Here is a 20,499-nt window from a genome sequence, read left to right on the forward strand (position 1 = left end):
ATTCTAACTGACTATTACTGGTTTAGGAGATGGAAAAATCACGCAAAGGATTTGTCCCGGTCATGCTCATGCCTTTTCAGAACGATGGGCAAATCGACTACCCGGCGCTGACGCGCCTGACGGAGCTGTACTTAAAGGCCGGTGCGTCCGGACTGTTTGCCAATTGCTTGTCGAGCGAGATGTTCGAGCTCAGCGCCCAGGAGCGCCTGCAAAGCATCCGTCACGTGGTGGACGTGGTGGGCGGGGCCGTGCCCGTGGTGGCTACCGGCACCTTCGCCGGCTCTCTCACCGAGCAGGCCGACTTCGTGAAGCGCGTCTACGAAACTGGCACCGAGGCGGTCATCGTCATCACGGGCCTGCTGGCCGAGCAGAGCGAGTCGGATGCCGTGTTCAACGAGCGGGTGTTTCGGCTGCTGAGCTGGACGCCGGGCATTCCGCTGGGCTTCTACGAATGCCCCGAGCCCTACAAGCGCCTGCTCTCGGCCGAGCAGCTGGGTCAGTTTGTGCAAACCGGGCGCGTAATTTACCACAAGGACACCTGCCTGGATATCAACCAGGTAAAAGCCAAGCTGGCCGCGGCCGAAGGCCATCCGTTTGGCCTCTACGATGCCTACATGGGTCATGCCGTGGCCTCGCTGCGGGCTGGGGCAGCGGGTTTGTCCTGTATTCAGGGCAACTTCTTCCCTGAGCTCATTGTGTGGCTCTGCGACAACTACGACCAGCCTCATTTACAAACTGAAGTAGAGGAAGTGCAGCAGTTTTTCATCCGCAACATGGACGTGATGCACCACGTGTATCCCATTGCGGCCAAGTACTCGCTCAAGCAGCGCGGCATCGATATTTCGACCTTCACGCGCCGGCAGGTCGGCAACTTTTCCAGCGCCGTGCGCCAGGGCGTGGAGGCCCTCAGCGGCGACTATCTGACCCTGAGCCGCAGCCTGGAACTAGCTTAGTAAGACAAATAAAGGAAGGAGTAGCGTACAAGAAGGGAGAGAAAAAAGGCCGCTGTCAATGCTGACAGCGGCCTTTTTTCTCTCCCTTCTTGTTATTCGTTGGCTAGGCGGCCGCCAGTTCCTTGTAGCTGTGCAGGTATTTGCGCTTGTACTCCAGCGGGGTCATCTTCGTGATTTTCTTGAAGTGCCGGTAGAAGTTCGACACGTTGTTGAAGCCGCACTCAAAGCAGATAACCTCCGTGGGCATCTTGTCCTCGATGAGCAGGCGGCAAGCCTGGCTGATGCGGATTTCGATGAGGAAATCGTAGTACGTTTTCTTGGTTATCAGCTTAAAATACCGGCAGAACGACGTCACGCTCAAGTTGCTGATGGAGGCAATTTCCTCCAGGGTAATTTCCTTTTTGTAGTTGGACAGCGTGTAGTTGCACACCTTGTTGATGCGCTGGTTGTCCGACTCGGTCGACTGCTTGTAGGCGTGGTGCTCGGCGGCAATGGACTGGATTTCCGACGTTTCGGAAATGATTTTCAGAATAGACAAGAAGATGATGATGCGGTCCAGGTCGGTGGCCTGCACGGCGGCCAGCATCAGGGGAGCCAGGCGGGCCTTGGCTTCGCCGCCGATGAGCAGGCCGCTCTTGGCTTTTTCGAACAGCTTGGGAATCAGGTAGGCCTCGGGCAGGCCCAGCAGGTAGCGGCCCAGGCACTCGGGCAAAAACTGGATAACGACGGCCTCCACTTCCTGGGCGGGGTCGTTCTGGAAATACTCTTCGTTGCAGCGCCAAGTGTGGGGCAGGTTGGCGCCGAGCAGGATAATCTCGCCCGAGGAGAAGTTGCTGATGTTGTCGCCAATCAGCCGCACGCCCTCGCCCCGAATCACGTAGTGCAGCTCCAGCTCGGGGTGGTAGTGCCAGGTGGTGCCGAAGTTAGGCTTTCGGTCGTGCCGAATGCTGAACGAGCTCTGGGTGCTGACCGGGACTTTGTGGAAGTGCGCTTTCATGACAGGGTGGATGAAGGTGGGAACTGGAAAGGTCCGCGCCCCGAAGAACGGAGAACGGGCTGCGGAAAACTCCCACTAGTCAAAGAGGCTTCGCTCGGCATTTGCGGGCAGGAAGGAGGGGCCCGGCGACCTTACTCTAGGATCTTAGCCTGGGCCAAGAGCTGAAAGTCAGACGCTGTTACGGAGCCTTTCTGGTAGTGAGTGGACACTAATATATTTTGCCGTGGAGCCTGCACTCTCCTGTAGTCTACTGCTCCGGTCCAGATTCGGCTTCCGGAGCCGGTGAAATGGGTGAGTGGGTACTTGTCCTGGCCGGTATTTACTATCTGCCCTTTGTGGCCGCTCCAGGGCCCGGCTTAGGCCGGCTATGCTAATATCCTATACTAAGTAGCTAAGAATCGGCAGGGTGCCCGCGGCTTCGTCCGGCATATTTGTTACGGCGGCTTTACCATCGTTTTTCCGACGCCCGCGCCTTTTGGCCCGACTGCCGGACTCCGCTCAAAAAAGTTTTTCACCGGCCTCAGGTTGCGCCGGCACGGCCGCCCGATACCCCGCCAGTTCCCTCCCTGAACCCCTAAACCGCACACAGTGGCTCCCGTTATCCTCAAAGAAGTAGTACTCGTTGCCAGCGGTGATTTGCGCCTGGCAGCCAACCAGAACTGCTGGGCCGCCCAGCAGGCCATGGAAGAGCAATTGGGCGCCGCCCTGGCCCGGCAGGGCTACACCGTGAAGCGCGCCCACGCCTACGACCCGCGGAAGCAGCACGGCTTCATCGACTCCCAGAAGATGGGCATGGATGTGTTCCGCGGTATCGACCCGCAGCAGCCGCTCATCGTGGCCGAAAGCGTGTGGCAGTACTCCCACCACGTGCTGGCCGGCCTCACCACCCACCAGGGCCCCATTCTGACGGTGGCTAACTGGAGCGGGCAGTGGCCCGGGCTAGTGGGCATGCTCAACCTGAACGGCTGCCTGACCAAAGCTGGCGTGGCGTATAGCACGCTCTGGAGCGAGGATTTCACCGACGAGTTCTTCGAAGCTGGCCTGCAGCAGTGGCTTAATGAAGGCCGCATCAGCCAGGACCAGAGCCACGTGCAGCCTTTTGCCGCCGCTACGCTACCTGCCGCCGACGAGCAGACAGGCCGGGCCTTCGGCCGCCGCTTCCGCCAGCAAAAGGCCATTATGGGCGTGTTCGACGAAGGCTGCATGGGCATGTACAATGCCATTGTGCCCGACGAGCTGCTGCACCCCACCGGCGTATTCAAGGAGCGCCTGAGTCAGGCCACGCTCTACGCCGCCATGCGGGAGGTAACCGACCAGGATGCCCAGGCCGTGCTCGACTGGCTCTTGGCCAAGGGCATGAAGTTTAACTGGGGCACCGACGAGGCCACCGAGCTGACCCGCACCCAGACCCTGGACCAGTGCAAAATGTACGTGGCCGCCGTGCGTCTGGCCGCCGAGTTCGGCTGCGACACCATCGGCATTCAGTACCAGCAGGGCCTCAAAGACCTCACCGCCGCCAGCGACTTGGTCGAGGGCCTGCTCAACAACACCGACCGGCCCCCGGTATTTTCCGCTGCCGGCGAGGAGCTCTACCCCGGCCGGGCTTTACCCCACTTCAACGAAGTCGACGAGTGCGCCGGCCTGGATGCCTTGCTGACGTACCGCCTCTGGGAAGAACTGGGCATGTCGGGCGAAACGACCCTGCACGATTTGCGCTGGGGCCAACTCTACGACACGGGCGAAGGCGAGGAATTTGTGTGGCTGTTCCTGATTTCGGGCGCGGCCCCGCCGGCGCACTTCGTGGGCGGCTACCAGGGCGCCAGCAGTGAGCGGCAGCCCCCCATGTACTTCCGTCTGGGCGGGGGCAGCCTCAAGGGCATCAGCCGGCCGGGCTCCCTGGTCTGGAGCCGAATATACGTCATGGACGGCAAGCTGCACTGCGACCTGGGCGTGGGCGAAGCCGTGGCTTTGCCCGCCGCCGAAACCCAGCGCCGTTGGCAGGAAACTACCCCCGAGTGGCCCATTATGCACGCCGTGCTGCGTGGAGTGAGCCGCAACCAGATGATGGCCCGCCACAAGGCCAACCACATTCAGGTGGTGTACGCTCCCTACGAAGCCAAGGCCCACCAGGCCTGCCGCATCAAGGCTGCCGCCCTGGCCGAGCTGGGCGTGGAAGTGCACTTCTGCGGCGACGTAATCGGCCTGACGGCGGATGCGGCCAAAGACCGGGTGAAGCACCTGGTGCTGCCTAACTAGCTGCTGGCAAGCTCTTACTACTTATTGCTTCTGCTCCAAAATCCCACCTATGAGACCCTTTCTTCCCCTTCTCACCGCCTCCGTGCTGTGCGTAACAGTGGCCGCCCAGGCCCAGACGCGCACCATCACGGGCCAGGTCGTCAGCACTGACAAGTCCGAGCCGCTGCCTGGCGTCACGGTGGTCGTGAAAGGCACCACCAATGGCAACAGCACCGACCCCGAGGGCCGATTTACCCTGCAGGTGGCCGGCCAGCAGGACCTGACCCTGGTGATTTCCTACATCGGCTTTAAAACCCAGGAGCTGGCTGTGCGGCCCGACCAATCCCGTCTGGAAGTACGCCTGTCGCCGGCTGCCGCCGAACTCGACGACGTGGTGGTTATTGGCTACGGCACCGTAAAAAAGCGCGACCTGACCGGGGCCGTTACGTCGGTGAAAGGGGAGGAGGTAACCAAGCTGCCCGTTACGACCGTAACCGAGGCCCTGCAGGGCAAGATTCCGGGCGCCGACATCACCCGAGCCAACGGCTACGCCGGCCAGGGCGCCAGCATCCGCATCCGCGGCAACCGCTCGATTTCCAATCCGGGCTCCTCCAACAACGTGCTCTACATCGTCGACGGGGTGCAGAACGTCAACGCGGCCGACATCGACCCGAACGACGTGCAGAGCATTGAGGTGCTCAAGGACGCTTCGTCGACGGCCATTTACGGTTCGCGCGGGGCCAATGGCGTTATCCTGATTACTACCAAGCGCGGCAGCAGCGGCAAGCCCAAAATTACCTTCAACGCCTATTCGGGCGTCACGAAGGTGGCCGGCTACGGGCAGTTTATGAGTGGGCCCGAGTGGGTAGCTTTCCGCCGGGAGGCCTTCCGCGCCGCCGGCACCTGGAACTCGCCCGCCGACGACGCCGTGGCCTTCAACCCGCAGCAGCGCGAGGCCATTGCCAACGAGCAGTACATCAACTGGCCCGACCAGCTGCTGCACAACGGCCTGCAGCAAAACTACCAGGTGGGTCTCACCGGCGGCTCGGATAACACGAAAGTGTATTTCTCCCTGGGCTACTACGACGAGAAGGGGCTGATGAAAATTGACCGCTTCAAGCGCTACACCCTGCGCGCCAACGTGGACCAGACGGTGAGCAAGTGGCTAAAAGCGGGCGTGCAGACCCAGCTGGCCTACATCAACAACGACATTCGCCGCGACCCGTTCAACCTGGCTTCCCAGGCTGTGCCCCTGGGCCGGGCCTACGACGACGAGGGCAAGCTCATTTACCGCCTGCTGGGCAGCACCCAGATTAACCCGCTGGCCGACGAGCAGCCCGGCGTATACGACCGCAACACCAAGACCAACCGCTTCACGGCCGCCGCCTACGTGGAGCTGACCCCGCTGCCCGGGCTAAGCCTGCGCTCCACCTTTGCGGCCAACTTCGCTACCGCCGAAGCCGGCAACTTTTACGGGGTGAATACCATCGACGGGGCCGGCAACCGCTCCCAGGCCTCTATCACCAACACCCAGAACCGCAACCTGAGCTGGGAAAACGTACTGACGTACAAGAAGGACATCGGCGACCATTCGCTCACGCTCACCGGCGTGGCCAGCAACCTCATATTTATCAGCACCAACAGCTTTGCCGGCGGCCAAAACCAGGTGCTGCCTTCGCAGTCGTTCTACAACCTGGGAGCCGCCAATCAGAACCCGTTTTTTGGCTCCGGCTTCACTCGTAACGACCTGATTTCCTTTGCCGGGCGCGTCAACTACAGCTGGAAGGGGCGCTACCTGCTCACGGCCACCACCCGCGTCGATAACTCCTCCAAGCTGGCGCGCAAGCAGGACTATTTTCCCTCCGTGGGCCTGGGCTGGCGCATCATCGACGAGTCGTTTATGCAGGACTTCACCTTCCTGACCGAGCTGAAGCTACGTGGTAGCTACGGCGTGTCGGGCAACGATGGCATTAATCCCTACGCCACGCAGAACTCACTGACTACTACACAGTTTTCTTTTACTGACGCCACGGCAGCCCCCACTTACACCATTGCGCCGCTTATCGGCAACACCGACCTGGGCTGGGAGAAAACCTACACCACCGACCTGGGTGTGGATTTCGGCCTGTTCGATAACCGCCTCACCGGCACCGTCGACTACTACGACGCGCTGACCAAAGACCTGATTTTCCCGCTCACCCTGCCCGCGTTTACGGGCGTGACGACCGTGAACCGCAACATTGGCAAGACACGCAACCGCGGCCTGGAAGTGTCCGTGACCTCGCAGAACGTGCGCAACGAGAAGCTGACCTGGTCGACCACGCTGACTTACGCCCGCAACCGCGAAACCATCGTGGAGCTGCCCAACGGCGACGTTATTGCCGACGATTACCGTAATTCCCTGCTTGTGGGCCAGCCCTCGCAGGTTTTTTACGACTACCAGAAAATCGGCATCTGGCAGCTGGGGCAGGAAGGGGAGGCCGCTTCCTACGGCACGCCCGGGCAGTTTATCCCCGGCGACATCCGGGTGGCGGACCTTTCCGGACCCGACGGCGTGCCCGACGGCAAAATAACCGCTGCCGACCGCACCATCATCGGCTCCCGGGTGCCCAAGTGGACCGGCGGCCTGAGCAACGACGTGCGCTACAAGGGCTTCGATTTGAACGTGCTGGTGGTAGCCCGCGTGGGCCAGTGGATCAGCTCCGACTACTACGCCAAGTACACCCGCAGCGGCAACAACAACGGCGCCATCGTGGACTACTGGACGCCGGAAAACCCCACCAACGACTACCCCCGCCCCCACGCCACGCGCACCCTGAACTACGTCACCACGCTCACCGAGCGCGAAGCCTCCTGGGCCAAAGTGCGCAACGTGACCCTGGGCTATACCATTCCCAAGAGCCTGGTCGGGAAAGCCAGCATCGACAACGTGCGCGTGTATGTGTCGGGGCGTAACCTCTATACGCTCAGTAACATCAAGGATTTCGACCCGGAGGGGGAAGGCGTCATTGACCGGCCGCTGAACCGCGCTTTTGTAATAGGCCTGAACGTGGGCTTCTAACCTGACCAGACCATCATGCATAGAATCATTCGTTCCCTGACTTTTGCCCTGCTGGTGCTGGCCGCTTCTGCCTGTAAAGACCAGCTCGAAGAATACAACCCCAGCGGCGCCACCGCCGAAGCCGTGTTTACCACGCCCGAAGGCTTTGAAACGGCCGTCAACGGTGCTTACACCTACAACCGCGTCATCTACGGCAAGGAATCCGGCTTTGCCCTGCTGGAAATGGGTACCGATATCTGGACGGCTGCTGCTAGCAACGACGCTTCGGCCGCCAGCAACACCCGCCCCCAGCCCCCGCTGATGAACTACCAGGGGTTGCAGACCGACAACGTGTGGGTGAAAAATAACCTCTGGACGCCCTGCTACCAAGGCATCAATCTCGTGAATCAGGCCCTGAAGTACATCGACCAGGCCGGGCTGCCCTCGACCCGCCGGCCCTCGGCCGAGGCCGAGCTACGCTTCATGCGGGCCTGGTACTACTACCACCTGGTGGAAAGCTACGGGCCAGTGCCCCTGCGCCTGGAACCCACCGAGGGCGTGGTCAATACCGCTACCCGGGCCTCGGTACAGGACGTGTACGCCCAGATTTTCACCGACCTGGAGTTTGCCGTGCGCAACCTGCCCGTGACGCTAACCCAGTTTCCGGCCCCGGCCACGGCCAACGACTACGGCCGCATCACCCGGCCCGCCGCCGAAGCCTTTGCGGCTAAGGCCTACCTCTCGAACGGGCAGTACCAGCGCGCCGCCCATTTTGCCCGCAAGGTCACTACAACCTACTCCGGGCAGGGAATTCGGCTGGTGAGCAATTATGCCAGCCTCTGGGACTTCAACAACCAGAAGAATTCTGAGGTGCTCTGGGCAGTGAACTACTCCACCAACCTGACCTTCAACGCGGGCAGCAACACGGCCCACCAGTGGTTTTTGATGAAGTACGACGACCAGCCTGGTATGGTGCGCGACGTGGCCAACGGGCTGCCGGGGGTGCGCTACATGCCCACGCGCTTTCTGCTCGACCTCTACAACGAGCAGAATGACGCCCGCTACCTGGGTTCATTTAAGCAAGCCTGGATTGCCAACTCCAACACCAACATTCCGCGCTGGACGCAGGCTGAAGTCAATCAGAACCCGGCCCTGGCCCCGGTGCTGAATCAGCCTAAATTCGCCGTAAACGACACGGCCGTGCTGACCAGCAAGCGCAGCATCGACGACTTTCGGCAGCGCTACACCCAGCGCTACCGCTACAAGGTCTACGACATCGACGACCTGTATAATGCCGACGGCTCCCTGAAAGGCGAACGGCGCTACTACCCCTCGCTGCGCAAGTTCGACGACCCCACCCGCGCCACGCCCACCGTGACGGAAAGCGCCCGGGATGCCTTCATGCTCCGCCTCGGCGACATCATCCTCATCGGGGCCGAAGCTCAGGTGCGCCTCGGCCGCACCGACTCGGCCGCCTACTACGTGAACCAGGTGCGCACCCGCGCCGCATTGCCCGGCCGCACGGCCGCCATGCAGGTCACGCCCGCCCAGATGACCCTGGACTTCATCCTCGACGAGCGGGCCCGGGAACTAGCCGGCGAGCAGGTGCGCTGGCTGGATCTGAAGCGCACCGGCAAGCTCGCGGAGCGCGTGCGCCTCTACAACCCCGACGCCAAGGCTTCTATCCAGGAGTTTCATGCCCTGCGCCCTATTCCGCAGAGCGACATCGACGCGGTAACCAACAAAGGGGATTTTCAGCAGAACCCGGGCTACTAAGCTCTTTGCTTCTCTATTCGTCTTAACGCCAGCTTTTTGCTTTGTATGAATAAGCGTCTGCTTTTCCTTTCTGTTCTGGCTTCTGCCGTTGCCCGTCCCGCGCTGGCCCAATACCCCAAGATTCCGCCGGAAGAGCAGGCCAAGGCCGATGCCGCCCTGGCCGAAGCCGAAAAACGCTCGGATGAAGCCTGGAAAAAGGCTCTGCCCATCATCGAAGCGGAGGCCAAAGCTGGCAAGCCCTACGTGCCGTGGGCAGCCAAGCCCTCGGATTTGCCCCAGTCGAGCCGGCTGGCGTTTCCGGGCGCGGAAGGCGGCGGGGCGCACGTGTTTGGCGGGCAAGGCGGCAAGGTGTACGTGGTACGCAGCCTGGCCGACAGCGGCCCCGGCACGCTGCGGGAGGCTCTGGAGCAGGGCGGAGCCCGCATCATCGTCTTCAACGTGGCGGGCATCATCCGGCTGCAAAGCCCCATCATCATTCGGGCACCCTACGTCACCCTGGCGGGCCAGACCGCGCCCGGCGACGGAATCTGCGTGGCCGGCGAATCTATCTGGATCAACACCCACGACGTGGTGGTGCGCTATCTGCGCTTCCGCCGCGGCGCCACCGATGTAGCTCGCCGCGACGATGGCCTGGGCGGCAACCCGGTGGGCAACATCATCATCGACCACGTCTCGGCGAGCTGGGGGCTGGATGAGAACATGTCCATCTACCGGCACGTGTACCACAACCCCGCAACCGGCAAGGCCGACAAGCTGCCGACAGTGAACGTGACCATTCAGAACTCCATTTTCTCGGAAGGCCTCGACACCTACAACCACGCCTTTGGCAGTACTATTGGGGGCCTGAACAGCCTGTTTACCCGCAACCTGTGGGCCAATAACATTGCCCGCAACCCCTCAGTAGGCATGTACGGCGACTTCAACTTCGCCAACAACGTGGTGTTCAACTGGTGGAACCGCTCGGCCGACGGCGGCGACAACAACTCGGAGTACAACTTCGTGAACAACTACTACAAGCCTGGTCCCATTACGCCCGCGGGTCAGCCCATCAGCTACCGAATTCTGAAGCCCGAATCGGGCCGCGACAAAGACCAGGCAAAGAAGTTTGGCAAAGCCTACGTGGCCGGCAACGTAGTGGAGGGCAACGCCAAAGTAACCCAGGACAACTGGGCCGGCGGCGTGCAACTAGAAGACCTGCCCGACGCCGATACGTTTCTGGCCGAAATCAAAACGGATAAGCCCTTCACGCTGCCGGGCATGAATACCGTGCTGCCGGCTCAGGAAGCCTACCAGTACGTGCTGGCCAACGCCGGCTGCTCCCTGCCCCGGCGCGACGCCGTGGATGCGCGCATCGTGGAGGACGTGCGCACCGGCAAAATCAGCTACGCCAAAAACGCCCAGCCGACTCCGCAAAGTCCCTACATCAAGCGCCGCCTGCCCGCCGATTCCTACAAGCAGGGCATCATCACCGACCCCGCGCAGGTGGGAGGCTACCCCGTGTACCAGGGCAAGCCCTACGCCGATGCTGACAACGACGGGATGCCCGACGCCTGGGAAACCAAGCATGGTCTCAACCCCAAAAACGCCGCCGACGCCACCCAGGACCGGGACAAGGACGGCTACGCCAACATCGAGGAGTACCTCAACAGCGTCGTCCCGCTCCAGACTGTGCACCCCGCGGCCGGCAAAGCCAAGTCGTAAATAACAGCCTTTGGAAGAACGTCGTGCCAAGCCTGCCGAAGCACGACGCTTTACTACCCTGAGTAGAGCACTATAATCAAGCAAATGCCCTTCAAGCCCCGCCATTTCTTTGCCTCGCTGCTGCCCCTGGCGCTGCTGGCCGCTGCCCCAACCGTGGAGCCAACGGGCCCGCTCAAAGTGTCCAGCAACGGCCGCTATCTGCAAACCGAGGCCGGCCAGCCCTTCTTCTGGCTCGGCGACACTGGCTGGCTCCTGTTCAACAAGCTCAAGCGCGAAGAGGCCGAAACCTACCTCGAAGACCGCCGCAAAAAGGGCTTCAACGTCATCCAGGTGATGGTGCTGCACCAGGTGCCGGCCGTGAATGTGTACGGCGACTCGGCCCTGGTGCGCGGCAACGTGGCCCAGCCACTCACGACGAAAGGCAATTCGCCCACCGACCCGGCGCAGTATGACTTCTGGGACCATGTCGATTACATCGTGGACTTGGCGGCCAAGAAGGGAATGTACATGGGCCTGGTGCCGGTGTGGGGCACTAATGTGAAGGCCGGCAAGGTCAACCAAAAGCAGGCCAAGACCTACGCTACCTTCCTGGCCGAGCGCTACAAGAACCGTCCGAATATCATCTGGCTCAACGGCGGCGACATTGCCGGCTCCGACTCCCTGAAGGTGTGGAATACTATCGGCAGCACCCTGAAAACCGTCGACCCGAACCACCTGGTAACTTACCACCCGCGCGGCCGGACGCAGTCCTCAGACTGGTTCCACAACGCTTCGTGGCTGGATTTCAACATGTACCAGTCGGGGCACCGGCGCTACGAGCAGGATACCTCGCGCAAGGAGAAAAAGCTCTACGGCGAGGACAACTGGCGCTACCAGCTGGTCGATAACCAGCTGAAGCCTGCCAAGCCCAGCCTTGACGGGGAGCCGTCGTACGAGGGTATTCCCCAGGGGTTGCACGACATCAAGCAGCCCCGCTGGACCGACGCCGACGTGCGCCGCTACGGCTACTGGTCCGTGTTTGCCGGCGCTTTTGGCTACACCTACGGGCAGAACTCGGTGATGCAGATGCACAGCTCCTTCGACAAGGGCAGCGCCTACGGCTCCTCGGAACTATGGTCCTCGGCCCTCAACGCCCCGGGTGCCGCGCAGATGCAGTATCTGAAGCAGCTGATGTTGTCGCGGCCGTTCTTCGAGCGGGTGCCGGACCAGTCGCTGATTGCGGGCGAAGTAGGGGAGAAGTACGACCGGCTGCTAGCCACGCGGGGCAAGAACTACGCCTTTGTCTATACCTACACCGGGCGCAATATCAGGGTGAACCTGGGCCGAATTCCGGGTAAGGAAGTGCAGGCCGCCTGGTACAGTCCGCGCGACGGAAAAACTACGCGTATTGGGACCTTTCCCAATACGGGTACCAAGGAGTTTGACCCGCCCGGGGCCCAAAAGGACGGCAACGACTGGGTACTGACGTTGGATTCAGCAACCAAAATCAACCTCCGATGAAAACCGGCCTGCTTTCGGTTGGGCTAAGCCTGTTGCTGGGTGCCTGCGCCGCCTCGAAAGACGTGTACCTGTTCACCTCCTTTCACGAGCCGGCCAACGAAGGGTTGCGCCTGCTCTACAGCTACGACGGCTACCAGTGGCAGGATTTGAACCGCATCTTTCTGACCCCACAAGTCGGACCCAGCAAGATCATGCGCGACCCCAGCATTGCCCGCGGGCCGGATGGCACCTACCACCTCGTCTGGACCAGCGGCTGGAAGGGCGACAAGGGCTTCGGCTACGCCTCCTCCAAGGACCTGGTGCACTGGTCGGCGCAGCGCTTCATCGACGTGATGAGCCACGAGCCCACGACGGTGAACGTGTGGGCCCCGGAAATCTTCTACGACGCGCCCAGCAAGCAGTACGTCATCATCTGGGCCTCGACCATTCCGCTTCGGTTTGAAAAGGGCATCGAAGCCGAAGACAACAACCACCGGCTGTACTATACTACCACGCAAGATTTTCAGGCCTTTGCGCCGGCCAAGCTGCTGTTCGACCCCGGCTTCAGCTCCATTGATGCCGTCGTCGTGCCGCGCAGCCCGAAAAACTACGTGCTGGTAGTGAAAGACAACACCCGACCTAACCGCAACATCAAGGTAGCCTTTGCTCCAAGCCCTACGGGCCCTTTTTCGCCTGTTTCGGCTCCCTTCACCGGCAACTTTACCGAGGGGCCGAGCGTGCTGGCCTTGCCGAACAAGGAGTGGCTGATCTACTACGACGCCTACCAGGAAAAGCGCTACGGCGTGATGAAAACGGCCGATTTCAAGACGTTCACCGACGTTTCGAATCAGACCAGCGTGCCCCAGGGGCACAAGCACGGCACCGTGTTTATGGCCCCGCGCAAGACCTTGAAACACCTGTTGCGCAGCGCCTCGGCGGCGCCCGCGGCCACTACCTCGACGAGCGGAACGCATGAATAAGCAGATAGGAATTTGGGCAGCAGTAGCGGCGACGCTCGGCGGCGTTTCGGCCCGGGCCCAGACGGCCGAAACCATCCGCTACACCGGCACCACGCTCAGCAACGTGGACTACCACCACGGGCAGCTGCGCCCGGCCATCGGCACGCACGCCCGGCAGGTGCTGCGCGCCAACCGCGAGCAGCCTAGCGCCGCGAACGGGGAGGGGTGGACCTACAACCACGCGCCCATGCTGGCCTACTGGCAGGGGCAGTTCTACTACCAGTATTTGAGCAACCCCGCCGGCGAGCATATTCCGCCCGGCCGCACCCTGCTACTGACCTCCAAGGACGGCTACACCTGGACCAACCCGGTGGTCATCTTCCCGCCCTACAAGGTGCCCGACGGCTTTACCAAGGCCAATCAGCCCGGCAAGGTGGCCAAAAACCTGGAGGCCGTGATGCACCAGCGCGTGGGCTTCTACACCTCCAAGAAAAACCGCCTGCTGACCCTGGGCTACTACGGCATTGCCCTCGACGCCAAGGACGACCCCAATGACGGGCAGGGCATCGGCCGGGTGGTGCGCGAGGTACTGTCCGGCGGCAAGTTCGGGCCCATCTACTTCCTGCGCTACAACAAAACCTGGGACCAGTCGAAATCGGCCTACCCCTTCTACACCAAGAGCAAGGACAAGGGCTTCGTGGCCGCCTGCGAGGAAATCCTGGCCTCGCCGCTGATGATGCAGCAGATGGTGGAGGAGCAGGACCGCGACGACCAGCTCATTCCGCTGCGCAAGGAGTACAAGGCCTTCAGCTACTACCACCTGCCCGATGGCAACCGCGTGGTGGGCCTCTGGAAGCACGCCCTCACCAGCATCAGCCCCGACGGCGGCAAAACCTGGCCCAACCCGGTGATTCGCGCCCCGCACTTCGTGAACAGCAACGCCAAAATCTGGGGCCAGCGCACCTCCGATGGCCGCTACGCCACGGTGTACAACCCCTCGGAGTTCCGCTGGCCGCTGGCCGTATCGACCTCATCGAACGGCCTCGACTACACCGACCTCTGGCTGGTGCACGGCGAAATCACGCCCATGCGCTACGGCGGCAACTACAAATCCTACGGCCCGCAATACGTGCGCGGCATCCAGGAAGGCGACGGCACGCCGCCCGACAAGAAGATGTGGGTAAGCTACAGCGTGAACAAGGAGGACCTCTGGATTGCCTCGGTGCCGGTGCCCATACGCGCCACGGCTACCAGCCACGCCAACGACGTGTTTGCCCAATTGCCCGCCGGGCAGGAACTGGACCAGTGGAACACGTACAGTTTAGTCCAAGCGCCAGTTGAAATTGGGCCGCTGCCCGATGGGAGCAAGGGCCTCGTGTTCAAGGACTCGGACCGCTTCGACTACGCCAAGGCCGAGCGCATCATCCCCGAAAGCAAGCAGCTGACGGCCGAGCTGTCGGTAGTGCCTGCCCAGAACGACCATGGCCTGCTGCAAATCGAGTTTCAGGACGCCAAGGGCCAGCCGGCCGTGCAGCTGAGCTTCGATTCCACCGGCACGCTCAGCTACAAGGCCGGGGCCCGCTTCAAGGGCGTGACCAAGTACCAGGCCGGCCAGCAGCTGGACCTGAAAGTGACCCTGGACGCGCCCAACCGCACCTGCACGGTGTCGGTGAACGGGGCAAGACCAGCACCTTCATCTTCTTCGCCCCGGTAGCCTCCTTCGAGCGGGTGATGCTGCGCACCGGCCCCGCCCGCCACTTCCCCACGCCCGACACGCCCGCCGACCAAGCCTACGATTTGCCCCGCGCCGGTGAGTCGGAGAAACTGGCGGTGTTTTACCTGAAGTCGCTGAAGACGTCGGGGCCGGTGACGCCCTGACGGCGCCTCACCCCCCGGCCCCCTCTCCGAAAAGGAGAGGGGGAGCCTTGGCGGCGCGGGTGGGTTTTGGTAGTTTGTTGGTTTGCTGATTCTAACCGACTCTATGGAAACCAACGAGCCTTACCTGCCGCAGGATAAAATCTTCACCGCCGACCGGAAGCTGTACGGTAAGCTGGATCTGAAAGCCCGCTCGCGCGGAATGCGGCACGAACCTACGCCGGCCGAAGAACTGCTCTGGCAACGGCTACGCGGCAACCAGCTCGGGGTGAAGTTTCGCCGCCAGCACAGCATCGATAGGTTCATTGCCGATTTCGTCTGCCTCTCCTGCAAGCTGATAGTAGAGCTGGACGGCGCCGGCCACCTGGAGCCCGACCAGGCTGAATACGACAAAGGCCGCTCCGACATCCTGGCCGAGCTAGGCTACCGAGTCCTGCGCTTCGCCAACGACCAAGCCCTCCACGAAACCGAACAAGTTCTCCAGGCCATCAAAGCCCACCTGAAATAAGCCCCAGCGCCCACCCCAAGCTCCCCAAAGAACACGTCAGGCTCCCCCTCTCCTTTTCGGAGAGGGGGCCGGGGGTGAGGCGCACACAAGGCCCCCAGCCCGATATGCCCAAACGTTTCCTCCCATACCTTCTCGCGCTCCTGCCCCTGGCGTCCGTCCACGCCCAGCAGACGCAAATCCAGTACCTCTCCGGTACCGACAAAGACCACACGGTGAAGTGGAAGTTCCACTGCTCGGCCGGCCGTAAGGCGGGCAAGTGGACCACCATCCCGGTGCCCTCCAACTGGGAGCTGCAGGGCTTCGGCAAGTACAACTACGGCCACGCCAAGGACACCGCCCGCGGCAAGGAAGTGGGCCAGTACCAGTACGAGTTCAAGGTGCCCAAAAACTGGGACGGCAAGACGGTGAACATCGTCTTCGACGGCGCCATGACCGACACCGAGGTACGCATCAACGGGCAGTCGGCCGGCCCGATGCACCAGGGCTCCTACTACCGCTTCAAGTACGACATTACCCGGCTGCTCAAGCCGGGCAAAACCAACCTGCTCGAAGCCACCGTCAGCAAGCACTCGGCCAACGAGTCGGTCAACGACGCCGAGCGGCGCGGGGACTTCTGGCTGTTCGGCGGCATCTTCCGCCCGGTGTTCCTCGAAGCCCTGCCCGCCACCCACATCAGCCGCGTGGCCGTGGACGCCAAGGCCGACGGAAGCCTGCGCGCCGACGTGTACACCCAAGGCAGCGGGGCCGACGAAGTCGTGGGCCAGCTCTACACCCTCGACGGGCAGAAAGCCGGCGCCGAGTTCCGCGCGGCAGTAGCCGGTGGCGCCGCCACCACCCGCCTGCAAACTTCGCTCAGCCAGGCCCGGCTCTGGACGCCCGAAACCCCCAACCTCTACCGCGTGGCCTTCACCCTGCGCAAAGGCGGGCAGCCGGTGCACGCCGTCGACAAGCGCATCGGCTTCCGCACCATGGAAGTGCGCGAGCGGGACGGCATGTACCTGAACGGCGTCAAAATCAAGTTCAAGGGCGTCAACCGCCACTCGTTCTGGCCCAGCTCCGGCCGCGTGACCAGCAAGGCGCTGAGCATCCTCGACGTGAACCTGATGCGCGAGATGAACATGAACTCCGTGCGCATGGCCCACTACCCGCCCGACGACCATTTCCTGGCCGCCTGCGACTCGCTGGGCCTGATGGTGCTCGACGAAGTAGCCGGCTGGCACGGCAACTACGACACGCCCACCGGCACCAAGCTCACCGAAGAAATGGTGCGCAAAGACGAAAACCACCCCAGCATCGTGGTGTGGGTGAACGGCAACGAAGGCGGCCACAACTTCGACCTCGACCCGGTGCTCGACCGCATGGATTTGCAGCAGCGCCCCGTCATCCACGCCTGGCAGGTGTTCCGCGGCACCGACACCCAGCACTACATCAACTTCGACTACGGCAACGGCACGCATTTGCAGGGCCACAACGTGGTGTTTCCCACCGAGTTTCTGCACGGCCTCTACGACGGCGGCCACGGCGCCGGCCTCGAAGACTACTGGGAGCAGATGTGGGCCCACCCGCGCTCGGCCGGCGGCTTCCTCTGGGACTTCTCCGACGCCGGCGTGGTGCGCACCGACAAGGGCGGCATCCTCGACACCGACGGCAACCACGGCGCCGACGGCATCCTCGGCCCCTACCGCGAAAAGGAGGGCAGCTTCTTCACCATCAAGGAAGTCTGGAGCCCCGTGTTCTTCGAGCGCCGCGAAATCACCCCGGCCTTCGACGGCACCTTCCGCGTGCAAAACCGCTTCCACTTCACCGATCTGAACCAGTGTAAGTTCACCTGGAAGCTGGCCCAGCTGCCCGGCCCCGGCGCCAAAGCCGCCACCCTCGCCACCCAAACCGGCACCCTCACCGCGCCCAGCATCGCGCCCGGCGGCACCTACGGCACCCTGCGCCTCGAACTGCCCTCGAAGTGGCAAGGCTTCGACGTGCTCTACATCACCGCCCAGTACCCCGACGGCCGCGAAATCTACACCTGGAGCTGGCCCATTGCCCGCCCCGGCGCCGTGGCCCAGCAGCTCGTGCGCCTCGAAGCCCCCGGCACCGCCAAGCTCACCGAAACCGACTCGCTCTACTCGGTGGCCGCCAACGGCGTGGAGCTGACCTTCAGCCGCCGCTCGGGCCTGCTGCGCCAGGTGCGCAACGCCAAGGGCATCATCCCGCTCTCCAACGGCCCCGTGCTGGCCGAGGGCGAAACCGCCTTCGAGGGCCTGACGCAGCGGCAGGACGGCGCCAGCGTGGTCATCGAAGCCAAATTCGGCAAGCAGAGCCGCTACCAGTCGCTGCAGTGGACGGTGTACCCCTCGGGCTGGGTGAAAATGACCGCCAAGTACTTCCCCAAGGACTACGACTTCCAGCTGGCCGGCCTCAACTTCAACTACCCCGAAAAGGAAGTCAAAGGCATTCAGTGGCGCGGCGACGGGCCCTACCGCGTCTGGAAAGACCGCCTGAAGGGCACCAACCTGGGCGTGTGGACCAAGGCCTACAACAACACCAGCACCGGCGAGATGGAAGGCACCCGCGGCCCCGAGTACCCCGAGTTTAAGGGCTACTACTCCAACTTCTATTGGCTCACCCTGCAGACCACCGGCCAGCCCCTCACGATAGTCTGCGACCAGGAAGACGTGTACCTGCGCCTGTTCACGCCGCGCTTCTCGGCCACGCCCTACAACACGGCCCCGGCCTTCCCCGGCGGCCAGCTCTCCTTCATGCACGGCATCCCGGCCATCGGTACCAAGTCGCAGAAAGCCGAGAACATGGGCCCGATGGGCAAGACCAACATGTACTACGACTACGGCAAAGACCCCTCGTACGCCAAGGAAATGACCCTCTACTTCGATTTCTCCGGCCAGCAGGCGCAGGATAAGTCGGTCGGGCAGCGGTAGGACGTTATAACTCTATTATATTGCAGACACATGTACAAATAATGGCACCAAGTGTCTTTCAGATAATATTTCGACAATGGCAATACCTAATAACTCGTTTTTGAGACCTTGGCTGAAAGGAAAACGTGACCTTTCAAGTTTGGATGATTTGAACAGAGTTGACCTTGATTTGATTAAATCTGATGATTTAGATAAGGATGATCCTAATAGGAGGGATGATGTTATGATTTGGCTGGGTGTCAATCATAAGTTGCCTTTTCATGAAATTGCTCTTAGTGAAAACAAGATTCTTGGGTTCAATGAGTCTTGGGAATTAAATAGGGATTATTATAAAAAGGCGATAAATATTGCGTATGAGTATGATGGGTCTAGTTTAGATCATGAGGACCGTGCTGATATATTAGATCAGTTAAAGGAGCCTCCGAACGTTTCTCATCCCATTTACATAATAACCATTGAGTCTGCTGATGTTCAGCGAGTAGTTTATGTTGGTAAGACATCATCGGATAATTCTAGATTTAAATCAGGTCATTCAGCTGCAATAAAATTATTGGACCCTATTTATAAGGATTATGATAAGTATATATATGTATGTCAGGTTATGCTTTATAGTGAAAAGTTGGGTTCTTATTTACCTCTGGAATTTGTTGGTGTCAGGAAAACAGCTGAAGATATTCTTGATGACATCGAGAGCAAATTAATAAATAATTTTAAGCCTGTATTGAATAGTCAAAAAACTAAAAGCTTTGTCTTGGTTTATGATTTTACGCTAAATATTAATAATGAGACTGATTTGGTTTTTTCTCATTCGGCATTGTGAGATAAGTATTTAACATTTTCAAGAATATGAAGCTGGATATCAACAGAGAAATTTCTGATTTTATTAATTTGGATCAGAAGCTAAAATATTTGAACGTGAATTTGCCTAGTGACTTCTGTATTTTGCCTGAAAATATTGAAGATGCTGCTTCAGTAGATGAGTTTGTCTTCACAGATACAACTTTATCTGTGAAGAAGTATTTAAAGAAGAATGGAGTGAACGTTGATGTTGTCAAGACTGATACTAGAGCTTATCGGCAAAGGCGGTCAGTAGACTTTTTTGCTCCTGTATTATTTATTGGGTATTCGGTTTTGTCTGAAAATCCTGAACTCGCTTCTGTGGGTTTGAATGTTCTTTCAAGTTATGTTTACGATATCTTCAAAGGTACTTTTGGTGACAAAAAAGTAAAGATTGAAATAATTGTAGAAGTAAATCCGAAGAAGAAATATAAGAGTATAACATATGAAGGGAATGTAGAGGGGTTGAATGGATTAGCTGATGTTATAAAAAGCCTTAAAGATGAATAAAAATCCTTTTCCTGAACTAAATGCATTTATAGAAGTATATAATCAAGCACTTCAGAAAGCCCAAAGCAAGGCAATATTTGTGCGAGGTATTGAAATACAAGAGGCGCAAGTTGAAGAGTTGAAGCAGCTTATTGAGGAAATAAAACTTCAAAAAGCAATTGCTGTTGAAGAAAAGGATGAGAAAAAGGCAAATCTCATTCTCTGCTTTGAGCTATGTGCCACTGCTGTAAAGAACGAGTTGTATTTTGTAATGAGCTTGAAGAGAGATGAGCCTGATTTTGCTTGGCAAGCTCTGATTGATGCTCAATATCAAATTTCACTAGCTATTAGAAACCATCCATTTGACGGCAGGTATTTGCAAGGGTACGCTCATAGATTGCATTTATATGAAAACATAATATTCCCGAAAATGTATTTTGCTAGTAGGGGCTGTGTTGTGTCAAGCTCCGAATGCTCTGTATGTAGAGGTGACATGGAAGATTGTGAGCATATAAAAGGATATGCTTATATGGGTGAAATATGTTATGAAATTATTAATGAAATAAAATCGATAGATGAAATATCATTGGTTGAAAATCCTGCTGATAAGTCATGTCGAATGTTGTCATTTACTGAAGATGGAAAGTCTATTGATATATTCACGCATAGAGAAATTGTTAAGAAAGCTGATGGGTGAAATTTTTACAATGAAATATT

14 protein-coding genes and 1 pseudogene are annotated in these 20,499 nt (G+C 59.6%); 14 read left to right on the forward strand and 1 reads right to left on the reverse strand.

Annotated elements, in window-relative coordinates; genetic code table 11:
• The first annotated feature begins 29 nt into the window (after positions 1-29).
• Positions 30-953 carry a dihydrodipicolinate synthase family protein gene (locus MUN80_RS15170; RefSeq protein WP_262922005.1) on the forward strand — a complete coding sequence of 308 codons (924 nt, stop codon included), beginning with the start codon at positions 30-32 and terminating at the stop codon, positions 951-953.
• Between the two features lie 103 nt (positions 954-1,056).
• Here MUN80_RS15170 and MUN80_RS15175 read toward each other — a convergent pair whose 3' ends face one another.
• The gene (locus MUN80_RS15175) at positions 1,057-1,950 is read right to left on the reverse strand and encodes an AraC family transcriptional regulator (protein ID WP_244714246.1); all 894 of its coding nucleotides are present in this window, start codon (positions 1,948-1,950) and stop codon (positions 1,057-1,059) included.
• Positions 1,951-2,538: 588 nt separating this feature from the next.
• Between MUN80_RS15175 and MUN80_RS15180 the strand changes: the two genes are divergently transcribed.
• The 13 genes and pseudogenes from MUN80_RS15180 to MUN80_RS15240 all read left to right on the forward strand — a co-directional run bounded on the left by MUN80_RS15180 (position 2,539) and on the right by MUN80_RS15240 (position 20,479).
• Positions 2,539-4,206 (forward strand): fucose isomerase, encoded by a 1,668-nt coding sequence (locus tag MUN80_RS15180; protein WP_244714248.1) that lies wholly within the window; start codon positions 2,539-2,541, stop codon positions 4,204-4,206.
• Between the two features lie 49 nt (positions 4,207-4,255).
• Positions 4,256-7,246: a SusC/RagA family TonB-linked outer membrane protein gene (locus tag MUN80_RS15185; protein WP_244714250.1), complete on the forward strand. Its 2,991-nt coding sequence runs from the start codon at positions 4,256-4,258 to the stop codon at positions 7,244-7,246.
• A 15-nt stretch (positions 7,247-7,261) separates the two neighbouring features.
• Complete coding sequence (locus MUN80_RS15190; RefSeq protein WP_244714252.1) at positions 7,262-9,001, forward strand: RagB/SusD family nutrient uptake outer membrane protein; 1,740 nt, start codon at positions 7,262-7,264, stop codon at positions 8,999-9,001.
• A 45-nt stretch (positions 9,002-9,046) separates the two neighbouring features.
• The gene (locus MUN80_RS15195) at positions 9,047-10,702 is read left to right on the forward strand and encodes a pectate lyase family protein (RefSeq protein WP_244714253.1); all 1,656 of its coding nucleotides are present in this window, start codon (positions 9,047-9,049) and stop codon (positions 10,700-10,702) included.
• A gap of 84 nt (positions 10,703-10,786) precedes the next feature.
• Complete coding sequence (locus MUN80_RS15200) at positions 10,787-12,202, forward strand: glycoside hydrolase family 140 protein (RefSeq protein WP_244714254.1); 1,416 nt, start codon at positions 10,787-10,789, stop codon at positions 12,200-12,202.
• Complete coding sequence (locus MUN80_RS15205) at positions 12,199-13,161, forward strand: glycoside hydrolase family 43 protein (RefSeq protein ID WP_244714255.1); 963 nt, start codon at positions 12,199-12,201, stop codon at positions 13,159-13,161. Before MUN80_RS15200 ends, MUN80_RS15205 begins: the two co-directional genes overlap by 4 nt.
• Positions 13,154-14,868: pseudogene (locus tag MUN80_RS26270) on the forward strand (six-hairpin glycosidase); the annotation flags it as partial. The gene MUN80_RS15205 and the pseudogene MUN80_RS26270, both read left to right, overlap by 8 nt.
• On the forward strand, positions 14,869-15,018 hold the full coding sequence (locus MUN80_RS15215; RefSeq protein ID WP_244714257.1) for a hypothetical protein: 150 nt from the start codon (positions 14,869-14,871) through the stop codon (positions 15,016-15,018).
• A 103-nt stretch (positions 15,019-15,121) separates the two neighbouring features.
• Positions 15,122-15,523 (forward strand): endonuclease domain-containing protein, encoded by a 402-nt coding sequence (locus MUN80_RS15220; protein WP_244714258.1) that lies wholly within the window; start codon positions 15,122-15,124, stop codon positions 15,521-15,523.
• 104 nt (positions 15,524-15,627) lie between these two features.
• On the forward strand, positions 15,628-18,456 hold the full coding sequence (locus MUN80_RS15225; protein WP_244714259.1) for a glycoside hydrolase family 2 protein: 2,829 nt from the start codon (positions 15,628-15,630) through the stop codon (positions 18,454-18,456).
• Positions 18,457-18,556: 100 nt separating this feature from the next.
• Complete coding sequence (locus MUN80_RS15230) at positions 18,557-19,276, forward strand: hypothetical protein (RefSeq protein WP_244714260.1); 720 nt, start codon at positions 18,557-18,559, stop codon at positions 19,274-19,276.
• Between the two features lie 26 nt (positions 19,277-19,302).
• A complete protein-coding gene (locus tag MUN80_RS15235) occupies positions 19,303-19,803 on the forward strand; it encodes a hypothetical protein (protein WP_244714261.1) in 501 nt (166 codons plus the stop codon).
• Positions 19,796-20,479 (forward strand): hypothetical protein, encoded by a 684-nt coding sequence (locus tag MUN80_RS15240; RefSeq protein ID WP_244714263.1) that lies wholly within the window; start codon positions 19,796-19,798, stop codon positions 20,477-20,479. Before MUN80_RS15235 ends, MUN80_RS15240 begins: the two co-directional genes overlap by 8 nt.
• Positions 20,480-20,499: the final 20 nt, after the last annotated feature.

This window comes from Hymenobacter cellulosivorans (genome assembly GCF_022919135.1).
GTDB classification, from domain to species: Bacteria; Bacteroidota; Bacteroidia; order Cytophagales; family Hymenobacteraceae; genus Hymenobacter; species Hymenobacter cellulosivorans.